14 protein-coding genes are annotated in these 19042 nt (G+C 43.8%); 6 read left to right on the top strand and 8 right to left on the bottom strand.

Going from position 1 to position 19042, the window contains the following annotated elements; all coding sequences use genetic code 11:
* Window positions 1–21 precede the first annotated feature (21 nt).
* Window positions 22–570, top strand: coding sequence for a lactoylglutathione lyase (gloA, locus tag WA381_RS16000; RefSeq protein WP_156086724.1), 549 nt, complete (start codon window positions 22–24; stop codon window positions 568–570).
* A gap of 170 nt (window positions 571–740) precedes the next feature.
* Here the strand turns inward: gloA and WA381_RS15995 are convergent, their stop codons facing one another.
* The 7 genes from WA381_RS15995 to WA381_RS15965 form a co-directional block, all read right to left on the bottom strand.
* Window positions 741–4175, bottom strand: coding sequence for a DUF748 domain-containing protein (locus WA381_RS15995; protein ID WP_231506534.1), 3435 nt, complete (start codon window positions 4173–4175; stop codon window positions 741–743).
* A gap of 145 nt (window positions 4176–4320) precedes the next feature.
* On the bottom strand, window positions 4321–4911 hold the full coding sequence (locus WA381_RS15990) for a DUF2780 domain-containing protein (RefSeq protein ID WP_014950298.1): 591 nt from the start codon (window positions 4909–4911) through the stop codon (window positions 4321–4323).
* Between the two features lie 306 nt (window positions 4912–5217).
* The gene (locus WA381_RS15985) at window positions 5218–6459 is read right to left on the bottom strand and encodes a M56 family metallopeptidase (protein WP_156086722.1); all 1242 of its coding nucleotides are present in this window, start codon (window positions 6457–6459) and stop codon (window positions 5218–5220) included.
* On the bottom strand, window positions 6452–6844 hold the full coding sequence (locus WA381_RS15980) for a BlaI/MecI/CopY family transcriptional regulator (protein ID WP_014950296.1): 393 nt from the start codon (window positions 6842–6844) through the stop codon (window positions 6452–6454). Before WA381_RS15980 ends, WA381_RS15985 begins: the two co-directional genes overlap by 8 nt.
* Window positions 6845–7006: 162 nt before the next feature.
* The gene (locus tag WA381_RS15975) at window positions 7007–8992 is read right to left on the bottom strand and encodes a class I adenylate cyclase (RefSeq protein ID WP_156086721.1); all 1986 of its coding nucleotides are present in this window, start codon (window positions 8990–8992) and stop codon (window positions 7007–7009) included.
* A 169-nt stretch (window positions 8993–9161) separates the two neighbouring features.
* Window positions 9162–9821: a hypothetical protein gene (locus WA381_RS15970; RefSeq protein ID WP_039232398.1), complete on the bottom strand. Its 660-nt coding sequence runs from the start codon at window positions 9819–9821 to the stop codon at window positions 9162–9164.
* Between the two features lie 176 nt (window positions 9822–9997).
* Window positions 9998–10573, bottom strand: coding sequence for a DUF4136 domain-containing protein (locus WA381_RS15965; protein WP_039232433.1), 576 nt, complete (start codon window positions 10571–10573; stop codon window positions 9998–10000).
* A gap of 252 nt (window positions 10574–10825) precedes the next feature.
* Between WA381_RS15965 and WA381_RS15960 the strand changes: the two genes are divergently transcribed.
* Together WA381_RS15960 and WA381_RS15955 are read left to right on the top strand one after the other, a co-directional pair.
* A complete protein-coding gene (locus tag WA381_RS15960; RefSeq protein ID WP_156086720.1) occupies window positions 10826–11887 on the top strand; it encodes an L-dopachrome tautomerase-related protein in 1062 nt (353 codons plus the stop codon).
* Between the two features lie 17 nt (window positions 11888–11904).
* Window positions 11905–12456, top strand: coding sequence for a DsrE family protein (locus tag WA381_RS15955; protein ID WP_156086719.1), 552 nt, complete (start codon window positions 11905–11907; stop codon window positions 12454–12456).
* Between the two features lie 316 nt (window positions 12457–12772).
* Here WA381_RS15955 and WA381_RS15950 read toward each other — a convergent pair whose 3' ends face one another.
* The gene (locus WA381_RS15950) at window positions 12773–14455 is read right to left on the bottom strand and encodes an acyl-CoA dehydrogenase family protein (protein WP_156086718.1); all 1683 of its coding nucleotides are present in this window, start codon (window positions 14453–14455) and stop codon (window positions 12773–12775) included.
* 249 nt (window positions 14456–14704) lie between these two features.
* On the opposite strand from WA381_RS15950, the gene WA381_RS15945 reads away from it, so the two are divergent.
* The 3 genes from WA381_RS15945 to WA381_RS15935 all read left to right on the top strand — a co-directional run bounded on the left by WA381_RS15945 (window position 14705) and on the right by WA381_RS15935 (window position 18913).
* On the top strand, window positions 14705–15505 hold the full coding sequence (locus tag WA381_RS15945; protein ID WP_156086717.1) for a PaaX family transcriptional regulator: 801 nt from the start codon (window positions 14705–14707) through the stop codon (window positions 15503–15505).
* A 185-nt stretch (window positions 15506–15690) separates the two neighbouring features.
* Window positions 15691–16803, top strand: coding sequence for a hypothetical protein (locus tag WA381_RS15940; RefSeq protein ID WP_156086716.1), 1113 nt, complete (start codon window positions 15691–15693; stop codon window positions 16801–16803).
* Between the two features lie 184 nt (window positions 16804–16987).
* Window positions 16988–18913 carry a GGDEF domain-containing protein gene (locus WA381_RS15935; RefSeq protein WP_156086715.1) on the top strand — a complete coding sequence of 642 codons (1926 nt, stop codon included), beginning with the start codon at window positions 16988–16990 and terminating at the stop codon, window positions 18911–18913.
* The last annotated feature ends 129 nt before the right edge of the window (window positions 18914–19042 follow it).

Raw genomic sequence — 19042 nt, 5'->3', positions numbered from 1 at the left:
ATATCGCTAAGGACGACTATTATGAGCCGACATTTCGATAAGGCCGAAGGCCTGTATGAAGAGAAAGATGCCGCGACACAAGGTTTTGTGTTCAACCAAACTATGCTGCGCATTGCCGACCCCAAGCGTTCGCTAGATTTCTATACGCGAGTTATGGGAATGACGCTAATTAAGTGTCTAGATTTTGAAGAAATGAAGTTCAGCCTTTATTTTTTGGCGGCAGGTGATGATTTCTCTGATATTTCTGACGATGTAGACGAACGTACTCAGCAAACTTTTGGTCGCCCGGCCATGTTGGAGCTAACCCACAATTGGGGCGATACACCAGAAACAGTGGATTATCATAACGGAAATACAGAGCCAAAAGGTTTTGGGCATATTGGTTTTCATGTGCCTGATGCTGAAGCTGCATGTGCACGATTTGCATCACTAGACGTTCCTTTTCAGAAAGGGCTTAATGATGGTTCTATGAAAGGGATCGCATTTATCAAAGACCCAGACGGCTATTGGATCGAAATTTTCAACGCGTCTAACGTATCCGCAACTTGCGCGCCCCATTTGAAGAAGTAGGCGAGGCACGCACTACGGTACCATTTGCTAGCTGGGTTTTAAGTAGCAAGTAGTATCAGAAGTCACTGTTTACAAAAAAGGGTAGCTTAACTGAATAAGCTACCCTTTTTTGTTTAGTGACCTTATGGAACCCTAAATTATAGGGTTTTATTTTCAAGCCAACCCGTTCATTACTTCGCTTCTAACGTTAATTCCACACCGCTAAATTCGGTATGTAAGTCGTGCTGGGTATTAAGCAAGAATAAGCGATTCGCTTCTACCTCAGCTTCATTTGCCAAATAACCTTTCACCGCTTTACTGCGCGCGTCAGCCAGAAGGATTAAGTCACTTTCAGGGATATCAATGTTGTTACGTAGTTTGTTGTATCGGGCAATGCTTAATGCTCGGTTTACACTTTCTTCGTTAATGACTTCCTTATTGTTATCAGCACTCTTTTGGCTCTGTTCATTGTCTGAATTTGCGAGTTCAGGGTAAAGCTGCGCCACCATGTTGTCATATTCTTGATTAAGGTCAGGTGTAAACACCTCAACATAGTAGGATAAAAGCGCATCGGCTAACGGGCCTTCCAGTGGGATATTACTGCCACTTATTGAGTCTCGCTGTACGCTGCCAGGGGTGTTGGAACTTTCATTTTCACCGCCAGCAAGAGAATTTTCGTTGGTACTAGCGTTGCCGGAAGTAGCAGATGCATCAGCATCGCCGCTTCTTGTTAAAAGTGTAGTGTTTAACTGACGTTGGGCTAGGGCACTTGCATCAGACATGGCGTTGACAGTACCTTCGATATTAACCCTAAGTCCTGGACGTTTTTTAAGTGCTTTGGCAAGGGTATTCAGTTTTTCTTGAGCGTCCGCATTTAGCGAATGCTCTCCAAACCCAAACTCAACGTTGTCGAGTTCGTCGTCACTGCCAACCAGGTTCGCAAGTAGCGAAAAGGGTGCAGTAACAGCTTTTGTAATAATATTGCCAATAGCATTGAGGATAATGGAGCCGAAACTGAAGTCCGGACTATCGATATCGCCAGACACATCCAAACCCAAATCGATAACGCCGTTTCTGTCTTCTAATAACGCAATAGCAAGGCCAAGCGGTAGGCTTAATGCCTGATCAGAGTTCGACTTCTTGCCCAACGTTAATTGGTCAATAACAACATGATTTTTACCTTCCAGTGCCTTACCGTTTAGTTTGTATTGCACAGCCAATGACAGCAAGCCTTTGTCAATGTAATAGCCCATGTAGGTGCCTGAGTAAGGGTTAACTGAAGTCAGTTCGGCGCCTTTGACTGAAAAATCTAAATCAAGGTCTATATCATCTTTTAATGGATGAATAGTGCCTGCTAGTTTGACCGGAGCATAGTTGTCTATCTTTCCGGTGATATCAACATTGGCAGGGGAAGTTGAGCGAGAGTCAATTCCCAAAACTCTGCCATTTAAACTTTCTATAGCAGACGCAAATTTTGGCGTTAATGAATGGTCAGCAAAGTACGCTTTGCCGTTTTCTATTGATATGGTGTTAACGGCAATGGCCAATTCGTTGGCTTGTGAAGGCTCAGCTGTAGTGCTTGCATGCACGTTTGCGTTTGATGCTTTCGACGTGGTTGCGCTGCCATTTTCGCTGGCACTTTCACTGTTAGCGGACTTGTCTGATGAAGCGACAATCAGCTTACTCACATTGGTTTGTTTAGCTTCATCAATAATAAGTCGTGCAAATGGCGCTTGTAGGTGAATGTTGTCTACGCTTAGCTGGTTCGATGCGTGGTCAAATTCGATGTTGTCTACATTTAAGGACTGCCACTGTAGTAGGGGAGAGCTGTCGTCATCCAGTACGCTTAAATTATTAATGCTAGTACTCGCCTTAACGTTTAGTGAGTCGATATTTTCTTTATCAGCGGCGTTCATAAATGCCCCATCAAACTCAACGTTTAAATTAAATAGCCCTTCTTCAAGGGTCACATTTGCGTGGGGGGAAACGTACTGCTGGAAATGACTTAGCACCAGTTGCTCAATCGCTGCTTTGCCCTTTATGGTTTGTTCGGCAATAACTATTTGGCCGCTGCTGCTTAGCACACCGTTAGGTGCATCGCTAAACGTTTGTGGATTGGCAGAGACATGCAAACTTGTGGTGTAGGAAATGGGTTTAGAGAAGTCAGTAGTGACTTTTCCGCTTTTAATATTGAGGTTGCTGATGCGGTAGTAGGTCCCGTCACTTACGCTACGCTCTAAAAGATCAATGCTACCGTCATTAAATGCAAATTGGTGAAGCTCAACATACCACGAGGTCTCATGTGCTAGTTCATTTGCGCTGTCGGTTGCTACGTTGGAAACATCCTCATCTTCTGTTTCACTATTTCCTTCTTGCGCTGCGCTGGGGTTAGCGTTAGCTGATGTAGCATCTGCCGCTGGGCTTTTTGGGGTAAACAGACGCTGTAAATCAAGCCCTGACTTGTCAAATAGACCCGACACTCGAACGTTGTCAAAAGCAACTTCAGCAATGCTAACTTGCTGTTCTAATGCGTTTACGTTTATATCGTGTATGGCAAACGCGGGTATGGCAATGATCTCTTGCGAACTCTTGGCGGTGCCTGTTGTGGCTGGCGAAGGATCAGCGTTAAACACAAGGTTGTTAACACCAAATTCGCCACGCTCTAGAATAAACTGGAAGGCTGTATCTTGTTCAAAAACTTCAGCATGTAAGCTTAAGTTAACCTTGCCGTCTACTAAATCTGCTTCTATCAAATCTTTCGAAAGTGACCAAAGCGGCGTAAGCGCTACATCGTTTATCGTGATGTCTGTCGTAACTTTTAGTGGAGATAATTGAAACTCGCCATCAATGGCGATGTTACCTTTCTCTGCGGTGAGCAAGTTAAATTGATATTGGTTGAACGCTAACTTACCTTTTGATTGAGCACTCTCACTTTTATCGCTTTTAGGGTTAGCGTTTTTGTTGCCAACACTGCTTGAACTGATCAAAGCGTGAGTATCCAAATCTTGCAAGTCAACGCTCAATTCTGGGTAATCAAGTAGGGTGTTGGTCACCTTGTCTTCAATAACCACTCGCCCTTCGTTAAGTGCAAAATCACGTAACGTAATTCGGGGAATTTGCCCTTCGCTAGTGTCATTAGGCTCTTCAGGTGCTTTTGTACTGCGTTTCTCTACGTGGGTAAGAATGTCAGAGAAGTTGAAGATTTGTGTGTCTTCACTTTCGCTTAAACGTGCAATGGAAACAAAAGGTTCGTCTATAGTTAGCGATTCAACGGCAGGAGTGAAGGTGAAAAGTGATTGCCAGAATCCAACGTCCAGTGAAACATTGCCTACGCTAAAAAAATGATTTTCTTGGTTCTGGATTACGGCGTTATCTTCGCTTTCATTTGAAGAGTGTATATTTGGATAGATAACAAAATTAGTCACTTCTATTTTTAGCAAGAAAGGGTTGATTGCAATATCTTCAACAGCAGCATCTCTTCCAGTGTTTTCTTTCACTATGTTGGGTAACTTTGCCTTTAATACCGCAGGCGTAACTACGCCGATAAGAAGCGCGTAAGTAAGGTAGATGAGAACAAGATAAGTGGATAGTCGAAACCATTTGGGCTTCGTAGAAAACCGAGACATTGCATTTTGCATAGGCGATTAGGCTGTGTATTTGAGTGTAAAAAGATAAACAGGAGTTGCTATTTCACCAAGCTAAAAGCCCCTGCAAAAAAGTTAAAGCGTATTAATTTGGGTTGTAGAAGAGAATTAATACGCCTTAGACAGGTTACAGAGCGGTTAGCAAATTATCTAGGCCAGATTTAAACAACGCCTGTGTTTCTTCATCTGCATTTACATTTAAATACGAGCTGATTTGAGTGACAAAGCTGGCAATCATATCGGTTGAAAGGCCTAGCGCTTCAAATTGTTGCTTTAAGTCGTTTACCGATTTAAGTGTAGAGCTGTACTCAGAGGCCTTATTGAGTAAGCCTGATAGTGAAGAGCTTGAGCTTGCTGCTGAGTTACCACTAAGAGAGGGAACATCCTCAAGCAGGCTATCAATACCTGGAATGCTGCTTGCCAACTGGGCGTAATCAGCGCCTGAAAGGTTGCCTTGTACATAGTTCATAATTGACGCTATGCCACCTTCTGATTGGTTTTCAGACACGTTAAGGTTACCTGCAACTGAACTCACTAAGCTAGCCAAGTCGATATTAGATGCTGCGCTGGTTGCCATTTCAGTTAGGCTACTGGAAGTTACTGTCGATTCCGCTTTCTTACCGCCTAACAGACCTTTAAGCTGATCAATATTGGCATTAGCACAAGTAGTAAAAAAAGTAAGGGCAAGCACTGTAGGTGCTAAAACGATACGATTCATTATAGATTTCCTTTTTGTACACCAGCAGCGAAAGCCCGTCTGGAGTAACTTGATTGAAAATAACCATAGCAATTGCGCTATCGACTATTTAAACCTTCCATAAATTAGAAGTTTTCAGGTGTGTAAATACTCACATTCTAACGTAGTGAGGTCGTAAATTCTCTATAGAAATTGTAAAGGCACTTTACATTTTATAAGAGACTTGGGTGATCGAGTGGTAGTGTGCAGTAGGCAGGAACTAAGTCAATTAGACAAAACACTAAAAGGAGCGATACGCTCCTTTTAGTATTCTGATAATTTTGGGGCTTACTTGCTCTGTTTGGGTGGAACGATTATACGCTCTACATCAGGGGAAGCATTCTTTTCAACACTCGCCGTATCAAGAGAGGCTCCGAGTTGATAGTCTAGCTGCACCAGAAGGCCGGTCTGCCTCACGCCTTTGCCACCTTGAATACGAGGCTTGTATTCCCATTGTTTCAGGGCAACTTTTGCGCTTTTATCAAACACGCCAGCAGGCACTGATTTTACTACTTTTACATTATCTGTAGCGCCCGTTTCAGTAATATCGAAGGAGAGTACAACGAAACCTTCAACATTTTGCTGTGCTGCTTTTTCTGGATAGCTTGGTGGAACGCGTTTAACCGGCGATGCCTGGTTAATCTTAGCTTCAGATTTGGTCTCTGCTACTGGCGCATTGGCTAAAGCCGTGTTGATGGTGAGCATGGCGGCAATTGAAAGTACGCCTGCAGCCAGTACCTTATTGTTACGCATAGGTTGCTTTATCGCGTTTAAACGTTTGATCATAGTCCTTTTTTCTCCAAAGGTTGGGTAAAGCCCGCGTGTAAAGTGCAGGGCGTCTGAACCATGCTCGGCACACTGCACGAGTGCTTTTGCATAGGTGAGTTTTTCGTTGTCTGTCTTGTCTTTCAGTACTGCGTGATCACAAGCCAATTCTTGATTAATTCTGAAGGATTTTAGCGCAAGCCAAACCAGTGGGTTGAACCAAAATACAATAGCGATAACCAGCGCTAACGCGTTCCACAGGTGATCGTAATGCTTGCGATGTACGTTCTCATGCTCTAATACCAGTGCTTGTTGTTGAATCGAAAATGCACTTTTAAATGAGAAGGGAATAAGCACCTTTGGGAAGATAAAACCAAATAGCATAGGTGTGGTAGCTTTACTGGAATAGTAGGCATTGGTGTGGATAGCGTTGCGCTTTCCTATCGATGCCCATATTTTAAGATGATGCGCTAAGACATAGGCTGTAATTGCGCTTACGCCAATTGCCCATACAGTAAACCAGGTTTCGAACGCTACGGTGTTTAATGTGGGCTTAACGCCAACCACATAGCGAGCAAAGCTATTCGATGGAATGTTAACCAGCGACATTGGAAGGTTGTTGACTATGAGGCAAGCTGGTATCAGCGCCCATAGCTTATAGGTAAGCGAAGCCCCAATTTTATTAGTGAAAAAGTGTTCGCACACCATGAGTAAAACAAGCGCTAGCGACAAAACACCCTGCTGAGCAATAATCCAATCAATCATTGTTTTCTTCCCATTTCTTGATAAGGGCTTTGAGCTCGTCCACATCTTGTTTAGATAACGAGTTTTGATTTGCAAAACCAGCGACCATAGGGGCGATCTTGCCTTTAAACAGTCGACTAACAAAACTCGTGGTTTCTTTCTTTGTATAGTCTTCTTTAGCAATCAGTGGATAATAAAGATACTGGCGCTGCTGCTTTTCAAACCCTAACACTTCTTTTTTTACCAAGCGGCCTAACAAGGTTTTGACGGTTTTTTCGTGCCAGTCTTTTTTGTCATTCAGTCGCGCAATAACCTCGTTCGACGTGGCAGGATGGTCGTCCCACAGTACGTCCAGCACTTCAAATTCAGCGTTTGAAATTTCGGGTTTGTCTGACATTTTACTCATAATTACGACGTCTGTTATTTTGATTACATTTGTAGTCCATGTTTTTAGATTACACTTGTAATTCTAAAGCGCAAGCTTTTTCTGCATATTTTTTAAACGGAGAGATAGTGTGAGATGGAGTACTACGCTTGGCGCTTCTTTGAAAGCGTTACGTTGGACGTATCAGTATAAAACGGTGAAATTAAGCTCGTTAGCTTCTAAGAACTCGCCGAGTATTCGTGCTTGTTGATTTCCACGTGGCACCATTACATAGCACGGCGGCTTTGGGGTTACTTCTTGTAAGTCGTACCACAGCGTATCCAGCACGTCGCTGCCGTGTCTCAAAAAGGTTTCACCCCAAGACGTCGTATAAAGAATGGATACATTCTCTACCGTGGCTTTTTGGCGTAGGGTGGGGAAGTTCACAATGGCAAAACATGCCGTTATGCGTTCTGGCGCCAGCAAGTCATTACGCGGTAGTGACGACACTTTGACAGGAGGAAAATACTTGCACAAATGCTTAAGCAAATCGTTCAAGTCTAGTTCGCTCACTTCACCGTAATTGTAATCGAGATAAACCTTACTGTTTGTATCTATTATTTTGCTCGACACAAGCCAGACCATCAGTGCAATGGCGCTAGCCGCTTGAGTAACTTTTTGCGAATCGTCGATAATGCCCGATTTACTCAGTAAATCACCAGCATAAGCTGACCATACTTCATCACCATTTTTGAGCTGACGCATAGCAATGGTGATCTTTTCACAGTAAAGGCTTTCATCAAAAGCGCGTCGCAAAAACTCAATTTTATCCGGCTTTTTAGCGTAATAGGTACTTAATCGGCGACCTAGAACGGTCATGTCTTTTTGATCCATCACCTGTTGATGATGACTGATCTCTTTGGAGATACGGCGGTAACACTTTAATAAAAAGCGGTGAATTCGACGGCTCAGCTGCACACGTTCATTGAATGTCCAATCTTGTTGGTTATCCAAGTGGGCAAGTAGTTTGCGGCTCCACCCCCACTGTTTTGCATACGAGGCCATAATTTTGCGTTTGAAATTCGCTTGCTCACCTTCTACAAGCGGGAGGCTCAATGTACACCCACATTTCAAATATAAACACTGCTGCAATACAGCAATATCTTCCGCCTGACCATTGGCTTTGTAGTGAGCGATGAGTTCGTCAAACATGAGTGCGTAGGGGTCGATATCTGCAACATGCCCTGGAGCTTCAGCACCGCGGTGTACATGCTTTTTCAAAAGGTTGCACAGTGGTTGTCCGTGAGAGATATTGGCAAGGTATACTTCAAGCTTTGCCATTTTTAATACGGACTTGAATGGCGAGTCCATGGCTTTGCCTAATTGCCAGATGGCGGCGCCAAAAAGTTCGCTTGCGTCTAGTCGCTCTAAGTGACCCAAGTCCATGAACCAGTCTACGTCTGGTGAGCCGCCTTTTTCCAAACTATTGTAAATAGCCTGATACTGCTTCTCTGTTGTTTTCTCTGGAGTAAGCCACCAAAACGGCGCTTTGCCTGCTACTACTATATTGGTATTGTAAAACTCAGCTTTTAGAAACAGGGCTTGCGCCGAGCCCGCGCTTTCACCTTCAGCGACGCCAAAATCGTTTTGCTTAACTTTATCTATCTCAGATAAAAAGAAATGCACTTCAATACCAAAGGTGTTATCCGCCCATTTTTCAATGGCTGTTAGCTTTTGTTGAAGTAAAGTCAGCTCAGTAGTCGAAAAACGTTTACCGTCAATACACACCCAAAAATCAAAGTCTGAGTCGTCAGTCTGAGCAATAGTCCCCACGCTACCCATTAAAACCAGTGCATCAACCGCCCGCTGTCTTGGCCAAATTTGCTTAATGTCTGAAAACAAGTGACTCTGTGCAGGAAAACAGCGCTGCAAAGCTTGTTCTACATCAGGTCTAAACGAGTAATTGTTGATACCAAATGGAACGGTTTCACCCGAGGTGAGTGGGGCCACATATCCTGGAAGGGCTTCGTGGTTAACATGTACAAGAAAGGGAAGCACATGAAAAAGCGGCCTGTGCTTTTCAGGCATGAGCGTGAGTGCACGCTCAATGCGTGCTTTGTTGTATCGCAATACGCGCAATAACCTAATGGTAAGGTTTTGCTGAACGGAAAGCGGCTGTTGCGCTGCCATTATGTCAATCTGCACTTCATCATGCAGCCAAGCATAGCGTTATTTCGCGTCGACTTCCTCTAATTTCGCACAGAAAAAGTGATTCTTAATTTGTGATATTCCGTACTTATCTGCTCTCGTGTAAGAGGGAGGTAATGAATAGTGACTTATTCACTTTGTAAGATTGCCCTTACTGCTTATCAAATGCATCAATTAGCGCATCAGTTTTACCATCGGAAGAAAAGCCGAACCCGTTTTTATTGAATATCAGCGTATTGTCAGACGTCACTGACGTTCGGGCTTCTTTTAAAAATGACTGGATAGTCGCTTCGTCAGTGCCTTTCTCTTGTAGTGTTGATGCAAATGACGTGGCATCTCCCCATTCTTTGAACTGAGACAGACGAGATGTTTGTTGAATAAGTGACGTAAGGTTGGTGTCCTTTTCTAGGTACTGTTGTAGGCGCAACGTGGTTTTATCAAGCTCTTGCTCGCCCTGACTGCTTTCAATCACCAGCTCGCCTTTACTCACCGTTAGCTTTGTATCGTCTGAAATACCAAGTTTTGCCGCTAAATCACTTAATTCCGAGGCAAGCTTTTGCCGATTAAAATCGAGGTAGTTTGCAATTGTGTTGCCGTTGAGTGAGGCCTCGCCGCTTTCTATTTTTTCAAGATATGTGTCAATTTGATTGCCCTGTAGTTCACCATTAAACGCACTGAACGCATCACCGAGAGCATTAGCCTGCTTGGATTTTTCTACAACATCTTGAAGTGCGCTTTGGGCATTTGCTGTGTCGCCCAAGTAATTGAATAGTGAAGGTGAAGATGACAAGTGGCTGTATGTGGTATCCATTTCTGACTCTGTGTAGCTCACTTCATAGCGTGGGGCATAAAAGTGGGGGACCTAATATAGGCATTCATACGCAAAATCAGCGCCAAGTTCATCGTTATGAAGAGTTTTTATGGAGTAGGGGCTCTTGCGAGCCCTTAGCGAAGAAGTCGGTTCTTAATTGTTGACCCAGGTGTGAGCTACCTGTTCGACGGATATTGCTCAAGGAGCTTGATGACGAGTTCATCAAGTTTATTTTGAATGCTGATACTGTCTTTCGACTCCAGCTCTACCGCTCCCGACGCGCTGTAAACAAATGTACCGTCTTTAACCATGTCAATTTGAAGCCCTTGTTGAAGCGTGGTTTGCTCTCCAACCGGAATGCTAAAAATGCTACCCAATGAAATGCCGCCAGAGCGACCGTAACTTCCGGTGCCCAGCCCTAGATTCAAGGTGGTGCCATCCTCTTTAGTGGTGGTGGAAGGTAGGTATCCCACCGCAATATCGGCGTCCTCCTCCGAAGATGGGGTGAGGCCTTTCTCAATGAGCCGCTGGGTAATGGCTGAGGAAAGATGATTGGCCAGCGTCGCGTTGATTGGGTTTAAAGGAGGCTGAATATAGAACGTTTTAATATCGGCAAAGTTTTGTGTTTCATCCATATTTACTTGAGGCTTACTACTACTGCATGCGGCAACCACGACCATACATGCTGTTAAAAGTAGCACTGTTTTCAAATACTTTGCCTTTTGCATTAAACCAGTTTCACGTTTTTTCATCATACTGCTGTGCATAATTTTCAGTAAAGTTTGTTAGCTCTTAACTTAAACGAGCGCATACCGTGTTTTGGATCTCATAAGTGGTAAAGCTAGTTTCATCACTTGATTTTCGTCAGCCTGCATAGATAAGCCGCTAAAAGGTTTTCCACATTCACAATAAGACCGTATGCTTTATTCCATTCAGTTTTGTTAATGCGCACCGCTTTGTGGTGTGTGCTGACAAGCGAAGCCACTAATTAAAGGTAAAAGGACATGAATACAAAGCGTATAAAACAAGGGGTACTTGCCACGAGTGTCGCCGCACTTTTTTCTGTAAATGCAATCGCGCAACATTCACCAGACGCGAATGTTGAATTAGTGGGTGACATAAAGGGCACGCAAATTACCGGTGTTACGGTAAGTAATGATGGTCGTGTATTTGTGAATGCGCCCAACTGGCGTGACGGCGTTCGCTTTTCCGTAGCTCAGGTTACCGACACTGGAGAATTTGTCGCTTACCCTAATAGCCAAACAAATGAATGTGTGGCACAAAGCGAAGTAAGAAAAGACTGCTTTTTAGCGGTGCAGTCAGTGGTTGCGCACAAGGATAAGCTGTATGTGTTGGACACCCGAAACCCTAAGTTTAAAGGTGTAGTGGATGCACCTCGCTTATTTGTTGTTGATTTAGCCTCAAACGAAATCGAAGGGACCTTGATACTTAGCGAAGACGCTTATCATCCAGATTCGTATATTAATGACTTGCGAGTAGACGAAAAAACGAATCGCATTTATATGACCGACTCGGCTCACGCGGGTTTAGTGGTATATAACCTTGATGACAATACCAGCTATCGTATTTTAGATAACCATAAAACCACTAAAGCTGAAGTCGATGCGTTAAGTATTCAGGGCAAACCCTTTACTATGCCTGTTCAGTCTGACGGGATCGCGCTAGATTCGTTAAACGACACTCTATATTTTCACGCATTGTCTGGTTATTCGCTGTATGCCATTAACACATCTGACATCGAGAAATCGTCAAATGACGTGTTGGCAGAAAAAGTGCGAAAAGTAGCGACGACAGGCGCACCAGATGGCATGATTTTTCATCAAGGTAATGTTTATTTAGCTGACCTGGAAAAGCAAGAAGTACAGTACCTTACGCCAAGTCTAGACCTTCGCACCCTTGTGAAAGGTGATGTGGTGAATTGGGCTGATACCTTTAGTATCTACAATAATGCGCTTTACTATACCAATAGCAAAATACAAGATGCGGGTAGTGATGTTAGCGACATGACATTTGAAGTGTATAAGACAGCGCTACCTGCGCGTTAAAGTTCGAGGAATTAGCAATGAGCATCACAAAAGGGATTGGCAGCGCGTCACTGGGGTTTGCAGCAGCACTCTTAGTAACCGGGCAAGCTTCAGCTAAATCAGATTTTGATTATGGCCCTGTGTTTGACACTTTCGGCAAGCATGCTCATGTTGAGGGCGTAAGTTTTCCTGAAAATCAGACGTTCAAGGTTGCGTTTGACGTAGCCAAATCGGCAAGCCCTGGTGAGGTAAACCGCAAGTTTGAGTCGCTGGCACGGTTTATCAATATGCACGTAGCCAACGGCGTTAAGCAGGAAAATCTTTCGCTTGCGCTTGTCGTTCACGGCTCTGCCACAGAAGAAGTGCTTAAAACTGCAAACTTCAAAGAGCGTAAGGGCTTACCTAATGGAAACGAAACGCTACTTGTAGCGTTGATGGAGAAAGGTGTAGACGTAATAGTGTGTGGGCAGTCTGCCGCTGCCCATGGCGTTGAAAAAAATGCGTTGATAGACGGAGTGAAAATGGATTTGTCAGCCATGACAGCCCACGCGCGCCTGGCACAAAAAGGGTATTCGGTTAACCCTTTTTAAGTTGTGGGTTAATTCCTCTTGCGCACAGGAGCTTAACTATAGCTCCTGTACATTGGCTAGGTAGGGCCTGTTGACCTTTGCTGTACATTTTTGCAGCGGTCTGTGTGCCATCTAGACAAGGCGAATGTTCGACGGTTTAGTGGTTCTAAATCGAGAACATTCAACGCAGTATAGATGGCACAAAGGCGCTGCCCGAAGGGGTCGTTATGGAAGCCTTTTACTCTTTGTCACAGTCCTTTAACTTAGCCCGCTAGGCTTGCAGGACTGTTTCGCGATTAAAAGGCTTCCATTTAGACCAAAATTCGTACACCAAAGGTCAACAGGCCCTAGACGATACCTGCCCAAACGCAATAATTTTCTCAAACGGCGTGGTGTCTGGCAGAGTCCCCAAGGCAAAACCACATGCATTGCCAAGCCTTGATTCACAGAAGGTGTGGGCAATGTCGATAAGGGCGTTGTCGTTATTAAGTGACGTAGCAAGAAGTGAACATGCTTGTAGCGCTAGCGCCATTTGTTCTGTTAAATATCGGCTGCGCGTTTCCATATTCTGCGTGTTTGATAGCTCGTCGAATAGCTTACTAAGATGAATATCATAGTGCTTGTTTTTGCCTGCTTGTGTTTTAAGCTCACTAAACAAAGCCTCTTTAACATTGGGCTCTTTGGCGAGTGCGCGCAGTACATCTAAACATTGTACGTTTCCGCTTCCTTCCCAAATAGAGTTCAGAGGCGCTTGGCGATAGTATCGTGGCATGGGGTTTTCTTCAACGTAACCAATACCGCCTAAACACTCTTGAGCCTCGTTAACAAACATAGGCGTGCGTTTACAAACCCAGTATTTTCCAATGGCGGTAGCCAGCCTTGCCAGTGCAGCTTCATGATTATTGCTCGATGCACTATCAACCGCTTTGGCAACGCGCATAGTGAGTGCAGTAGCAGCCGCACATTCAATGGTGAGGTCTGCCAATACATTCTGCATTAAAGGCTGATTGACTAAGGTCTTGCCGAATGCGTCGCGATGACTTACGTGGTGTAAGGCGTGAATCAGTGATTGTCGCATAAGTGCTGATGAGCCAATCATACAGTCTAACCGCGTAAGCGACACCATATCTATGATCACCGGCACACCGCGGCCTTCTTCGCCAATCAAATATGCCGTGGCTTCCTGAAATTCAACTTCAGACGATGCATTGCTCCAGTCACCCAGCTTGTCTTTCAAACGCTGAATTCGCACGTTATTGAGTGCACCATTTTCCAACAACCTTGGTAGCAAAAAACAGCTTAGTCCGCCTTCCGCTTGCGCAAGTATAAGATGAGCGTCGCACATGGGGGCTGAGAAAAAGAATTTATGCCCTACGATATGGTAACTTCCATCAGCCTGTTTCACCGCTGTAGTGGTATTACGCCTAACATCCGACCCACCTTGTTTCTCAGTCATCCCCATACCAATAGTCAGTCCATGTTTCTGACTAGCTGGCAGGGAACGAGGATCATAAACACCATTAATGGTTTTCTCTAGGTATACGGGCGGCAGCTGTTTTCCATACCGCATGGCCGGAATAGCTGCGTGGGTCATAGTAAGCGGGCAAGACGTGCCAGACTCAGCCTGATAATGCATATACATTAGCGCCGCTCTGAAGGTGTGTGCGCCTTCAATGCCTTCATGCTTCCACGAATAGTTGTGTACATTGTGCTGCATCGCACTTTCCATAAGCGCGTGATAGCTGGGATGAAATTCAACATCGTCAATGCGGCGGCCATAGCGATCGAATGTGTGGAGAGTTGGCTTATTCTTATTAGCAAGCTCTCCGTGAGCCATAAGTGCATCCCCCGCGATTTGACCATACTGTCCTAATAACCCTTCATCATGTTGGTGGGATGATGGCATATGCTGATCGACTAACACGCGCAGTAAGGTGTCATCACGCCACAAATTGTAGGGCGTGGAAATGGTGGGTTGGTTTTCTACAGCGTGCGTAACAAATCGATTTGATGAAGTCATGGCATTTCCACTTGGTGAATATACAAGGTGTACCCTTGAAATGGGCTTTTACTTTAAAGGGCTACGTTAAAGCACTATCTCCAAGTACTACCTTAAAACATTACACTAATAGTTGTAAATTGGTATTTCATGTAATGTTTGTGCGCAGCGCGTGTTTATATAATGATGAATGCGTATATGTTTGGCCTTAAGCCAACTTATATTTTAATTAGAGTTACGTCCTATCTGAGACAAAGAAGTAAATAGAGTTTGCAATTAGAAAAACAGAAAAAGCCCAATGCAAGAAAGCTACTGCTAAAGCTATTGGGCTCCCGTGACAATATTCAAATGAATGCCAGCGCAGCAGTTCGCGTAGGGGCGCTGTTTGGTATTTCTGAAAATAACATTCGGGTAACGCTCACGCGTTTACAGTCTGCACAGCTTATTAGCTTGGTTGAACGCGGTTTTTACAAGCTGGGCGACAAAGGCATTCGTTTTGCAAAGGAAATTCATCAGTGGCGAGAGGATGAGGATGGGCTTGTACCCTGGCAAAACGATTGGGTTGTCGCTCAAACCAGCACGCTTCCTAAAAGTGATAGAAAGCAGCTCAGAAATAATGAACGAGCGCTGAAGCTTTTGGGGATGAGAAAGCTGACAAACGACGTTTACCTCAGACCGAACAATTTTTCAGGCGGAGCAGGCGAAGTAAGAGACAAACTTTACACGCTTGGTCTATCGAGAAAGGCGCTCGTGTTTAGTGCCAGTGACTTTGACACTAAAGCACGCAGCAGGGCGATGGGATTATGGAGCCACCTAAACCTAGAGGTACTTTATAAAGACGGATGCATCGAAATAGAGGAATCTCTTGCTCGATTAACGTCTTTACCCCTTGAAGAAGCAACCAAAGAATCTTATGTGATAGGAGACAGGGCGTTATACCACTTGGTGTTTGACCCCTTATTGCCATCGCCACTTGCAGATGTAGCAATGCGTGAGCGCTATCGTAATCTAGTAAAACGGTACGATGATGCTGGCGCACAAATTTGGCACCGCTTTTTAAATCAAAACTAAGCGAGATTAAAGGTAAACAGCTCAAAAAGAGGGTTACAGATACGTTACACACAGTTGAGCGTAAATTTCACATATAGATGTATTGTGTGAGAACAGTCAGAAAGATGAGACGGTAAGTAATTATTTGGCCGCATAGAACGCTAAGTGTAATTAGCTCTAATGGAAGTAGCGTAAATGGAGAGAAGATGACCGCATCAAGACCGTTATTTAAGCATATTCGCAATCATACAGCGCTTTTCAATGAGCTTTCTCAGTATCGAAACGCCGCTGTAGATACCTTGGGGTTTACGGGGTATGAATTTCATAAAACGCCAAAGTTCGTAACCGAAGATGGAAGTCGGCTTACCATAGAGCCAGAGAGAAGCATTGTACTGCCTAAAGTTCATGCGTTGTCGGGCTTGAAGAATAAGCTGACACAGGCTATTCCCACGTTACATATGGTTGAGCATAGTGAAATAGGCTATCGCTACCCAACGGCAGCGTTGGCTGGGCTAGACGCGCCATTTATTAAACGCATGCGTTCTGAGTATTTTCACAAAGTGGATGAAGATAGAAGTATTTGCCGCCCTGTGAATTTGTCGTTCGGAATTAAAAGTCGCGGAAAAGCTGACAACCGACAAGAATACGAAGTGTGGATGCCAGACGAAGCGCCAGATCAAAATCCGCTTCCTCTGCTCATCAATGCCTATGGCGAAGACTTACCCGATGATGTAAGACACTTTGTTGAACAACCCTCGAGAGTACACGGTTGGATGGGGGTTAAGCGGGCAGCATTTGAAGCGCTTTACACAAACAAGCAACATTGTGGTGATTTGATAATTTGCGTCGCCATGAGTGTAGACGCCTACAACATTGGCGCTAAACCCGATCTAGCTTATTCTCCTGAAGCAGAAAGCTCTATTGCTGTAAGCAACGCAGAGTTTGAGTGGGAAATAGAGGGGTACTATGCTCCGCGAGGCTGGGCGTTTGACCACGATGAAGTGTGGGCAGCAATAAATCACACGTTAGAAGCTATCAATGCGCCGCTCGATGATTTATACGGCAACGAAATCATTCCTATTGCCGAAAGTAAAACGGAGCGAATTTTGTCAACATTGCAATCACTGGGCGTTAGTCAGGAAGAAGTAGACGAACTCAATCTTCAGCCTTGGGAGTTCATGCTAACCGAAAGTGAGCATAGGGTTAAAGCGCACGATCCCAGCCGTTCGGTTAATTTATTAGGTAGACTAAATCGGCTCTTTTACCAACCAGAGCAGCAGTTGCCTTCACTAAATTGGATGCATGACTTAATTGTTTAAGTTGACGAATTAGAGTAATATAAGGGTTTGCTGATGCTTCGAGCCTAGAGGCTAGTTAAAAGTTTGCAAGGATGAAAATGTTGGTTCTTTTTCGACGTTTTTGCTGAAGTATAGGTAAGCGTTTGCTCCTTAAAGAAGTTTTAGTGCTATACATTAAGTTATAACTAAAATAGGGGAGCACGTCGTGAAGCATTCTCAGTCCTTATATTCCCTTCAAATGAAGTCAACTCAAATGCGCCTCAAACATTATCTATTGATCACCTGTCTTTTCAGTCTACAGGCGTTAGCTAACATCAATGATTTTTCTGAATTGAATGCTGATAGGACTTATGCCGATAGCGCTGAAAAATTATTGGAACGGTTAGCCAATAATTTAGATGCATCTTCTCAAGATAAACTCCATAAACTCGGTGCATTGAGTTCGCCGCTTCAATCAAAGTTCGAGTTGAGTAAACTGTTGATGTATTACTATATATCTTACGACGAATATTCACTCGCTCTAGAGCAAGTAAAGGCAATTGAACAAAACGCTCTGAATACGAAGTCTGAAAGCCAACTCGCTTTTGCGAAGCTATCCGAAATCGCTATTCTCAGCCGTTTGGACAGGGTCAAAGGGAAGCGCGCTGGAAGTGATGATTTAAAAAGGTACTATTCCGGTCTCTCTTCACAGGTAAAAGACGCACTCAAGTTCAACTATATTGTTTTTGTCGCACTATCTGAAAGGAGTAGTCGAGAGGCCATGCTTCTTGGCACGGAAGTAAACTATTTATCAGAAAATAACTCTGGAGTGGGGGATTTGATGATGGGTTTACACGCTGCCTATGTAGTAGAAAACGTTCCCTCTATCAAAATTGAGCTTTTAAATCGGTATATAGACTTCTGTGAAGCTCATGATATACCCGTTAAATACTTCATTCATTTTTACAACGTTATTAGCTACTTTCTAAAGCAAATAGGTGACCCCAATATTGTAGGCACTTACACCGATCGATATTTGGCCTACGCGACCGCATCTGAGGATCAAAACGAGATCTACTTTGCCTCACTAAAGAAAGTTGAACAATTATTTTTATTAGGCAAAAACAAAGAAGCTCTCGTACTGTTGGAGCAGGCTGAAAATGGCCACAATTCAGTACCCGAGCGCTGGAAGTTACAAGGTAAGTTTTTGAAAGTTGAGTTACTCGCCTCCCTTGGTCAACTAGAGCGAGCAAATCAATTGTCAGAATATTTAAGTAACGTACTTAATTCGAATGGCTTGGACGAGCCTTCAGAATTCAAAATTGCCAACACACTGCTTTCATCGTCACAGGGTAACGTTGCGAGTGCATTAAAGCAGATTCAAGCCGAGTTTAGGCGATTCCGCTTTGACGTAACAATGGACCGTTTGAATTACTTGGAAGAGCTAACGAATGCGAAAGAGCAGGAGCGTAAGGCACTATTTGATTCAAGAGACAAAGCACGTCAGCTAGAACAAACTAATCAACTCCTTGTTTTCTGTATCGTTTCCATTTCATTGATGGCGATATTTTTAGTCAAAATGATTGTAAGCAAGAGAAAAGCTTACGAAAAGCTTGAAATCGCAAACAAAACAGACTTATTAACGGGAATGCTCAACCGTCGATTCTTGCAAATGAAACTGGAGCAAACGTTCTCCATGTTGAGTAAGAGTCGTAGAAGCGAAGAGGCAGTACTGCTTTTTATTGACATCGATATGTTCAAATCTATTAACGATAACTTCGGTCATACAGTGGGTGACAAAGTTATTTCTATGGTCTCTGGGCAAGTGATGGACTGTATTAGAGAGCGAGATTATGCAGGTCGTTACGGTGGTGAAGAATTTGCAGTAATACTTAATAATCTAAATGCTGCGCAAGCCATGGATATAGCAGAGAGGATCAGAGTTAAAGTTAGAGAGCTAGAGGACTGTACTTTGCTTGGACAAAGAAAAGTGTCAGTAAGCATAGGTGTATCAGCATTTGATGATCGATTTAAGTCTCTTAACGAATGGTTAAATGATGCTGACCAAGCTCTTTATGAGGCGAAACGCAGTGGAAGGGATCAAGTCGTTCGATCTAACTTCAATGAACCACCTCAAATAGTGGAAGTTTAACCCTAGTAGACCTTTTGAAAACCTGTAACTAAAAAGACTTATATGTAAAATTGAGACTGTAACTAATTTTGTGTAACTGCCTATCTCAATTTACTCTATAGAGAGTTAAGGATAGGCAGATGAACATGA

It is taken from the genome of Alteromonas sp. CH_MED4-4, assembly GCF_037029575.1.
Classification (GTDB): Bacteria; Pseudomonadota; Gammaproteobacteria; order Enterobacterales; family Alteromonadaceae; genus Alteromonas; species Alteromonas macleodii.
The sequence above is the reverse complement of the archived record's forward strand: the minus strand, read 5'-3'. Positions and strand labels throughout refer to the sequence as shown.

Coding starts and splice junctions, on each gene's coding strand:
- gloA (WP_156086724.1), top strand. CDS start 22: ATGAGCCGACATTTCGATAAGGCCGAAGGCCTGTATGAAGAGAAAGAT.
- WA381_RS15995 (WP_231506534.1), bottom strand. CDS start 4,175: ATGTCTCGGTTTTCTACGAAGCCCAAATGGTTTCGACTATCCACTTAT.
- WA381_RS15990 (WP_014950298.1), bottom strand. CDS start 4,911: ATGAATCGTATCGTTTTAGCACCTACAGTGCTTGCCCTTACTTTTTTT.
- WA381_RS15985 (WP_156086722.1), bottom strand. CDS start 6,459: ATGATTGATTGGATTATTGCTCAGCAGGGTGTTTTGTCGCTAGCGCTT.
- WA381_RS15980 (WP_014950296.1), bottom strand. CDS start 6,844: ATGAGTAAAATGTCAGACAAACCCGAAATTTCAAACGCTGAATTTGAA.
- WA381_RS15975 (WP_156086721.1), bottom strand. CDS start 8,992: ATGGCAGCGCAACAGCCGCTTTCCGTTCAGCAAAACCTTACCATTAGG.
- WA381_RS15970 (WP_039232398.1), bottom strand. CDS start 9,821: ATGGATACCACATACAGCCACTTGTCATCTTCACCTTCACTATTCAAT.
- WA381_RS15965 (WP_039232433.1), bottom strand. CDS start 10,573: ATGAAAAAACGTGAAACTGGTTTAATGCAAAAGGCAAAGTATTTGAAA.
- WA381_RS15960 (WP_156086720.1), top strand. CDS start 10,826: ATGAATACAAAGCGTATAAAACAAGGGGTACTTGCCACGAGTGTCGCC.
- WA381_RS15955 (WP_156086719.1), top strand. CDS start 11,905: ATGAGCATCACAAAAGGGATTGGCAGCGCGTCACTGGGGTTTGCAGCA.
- WA381_RS15950 (WP_156086718.1), bottom strand. CDS start 14,455: ATGACTTCATCAAATCGATTTGTTACGCACGCTGTAGAAAACCAACCC.
- WA381_RS15940 (WP_156086716.1), top strand. CDS start 15,691: ATGACCGCATCAAGACCGTTATTTAAGCATATTCGCAATCATACAGCG.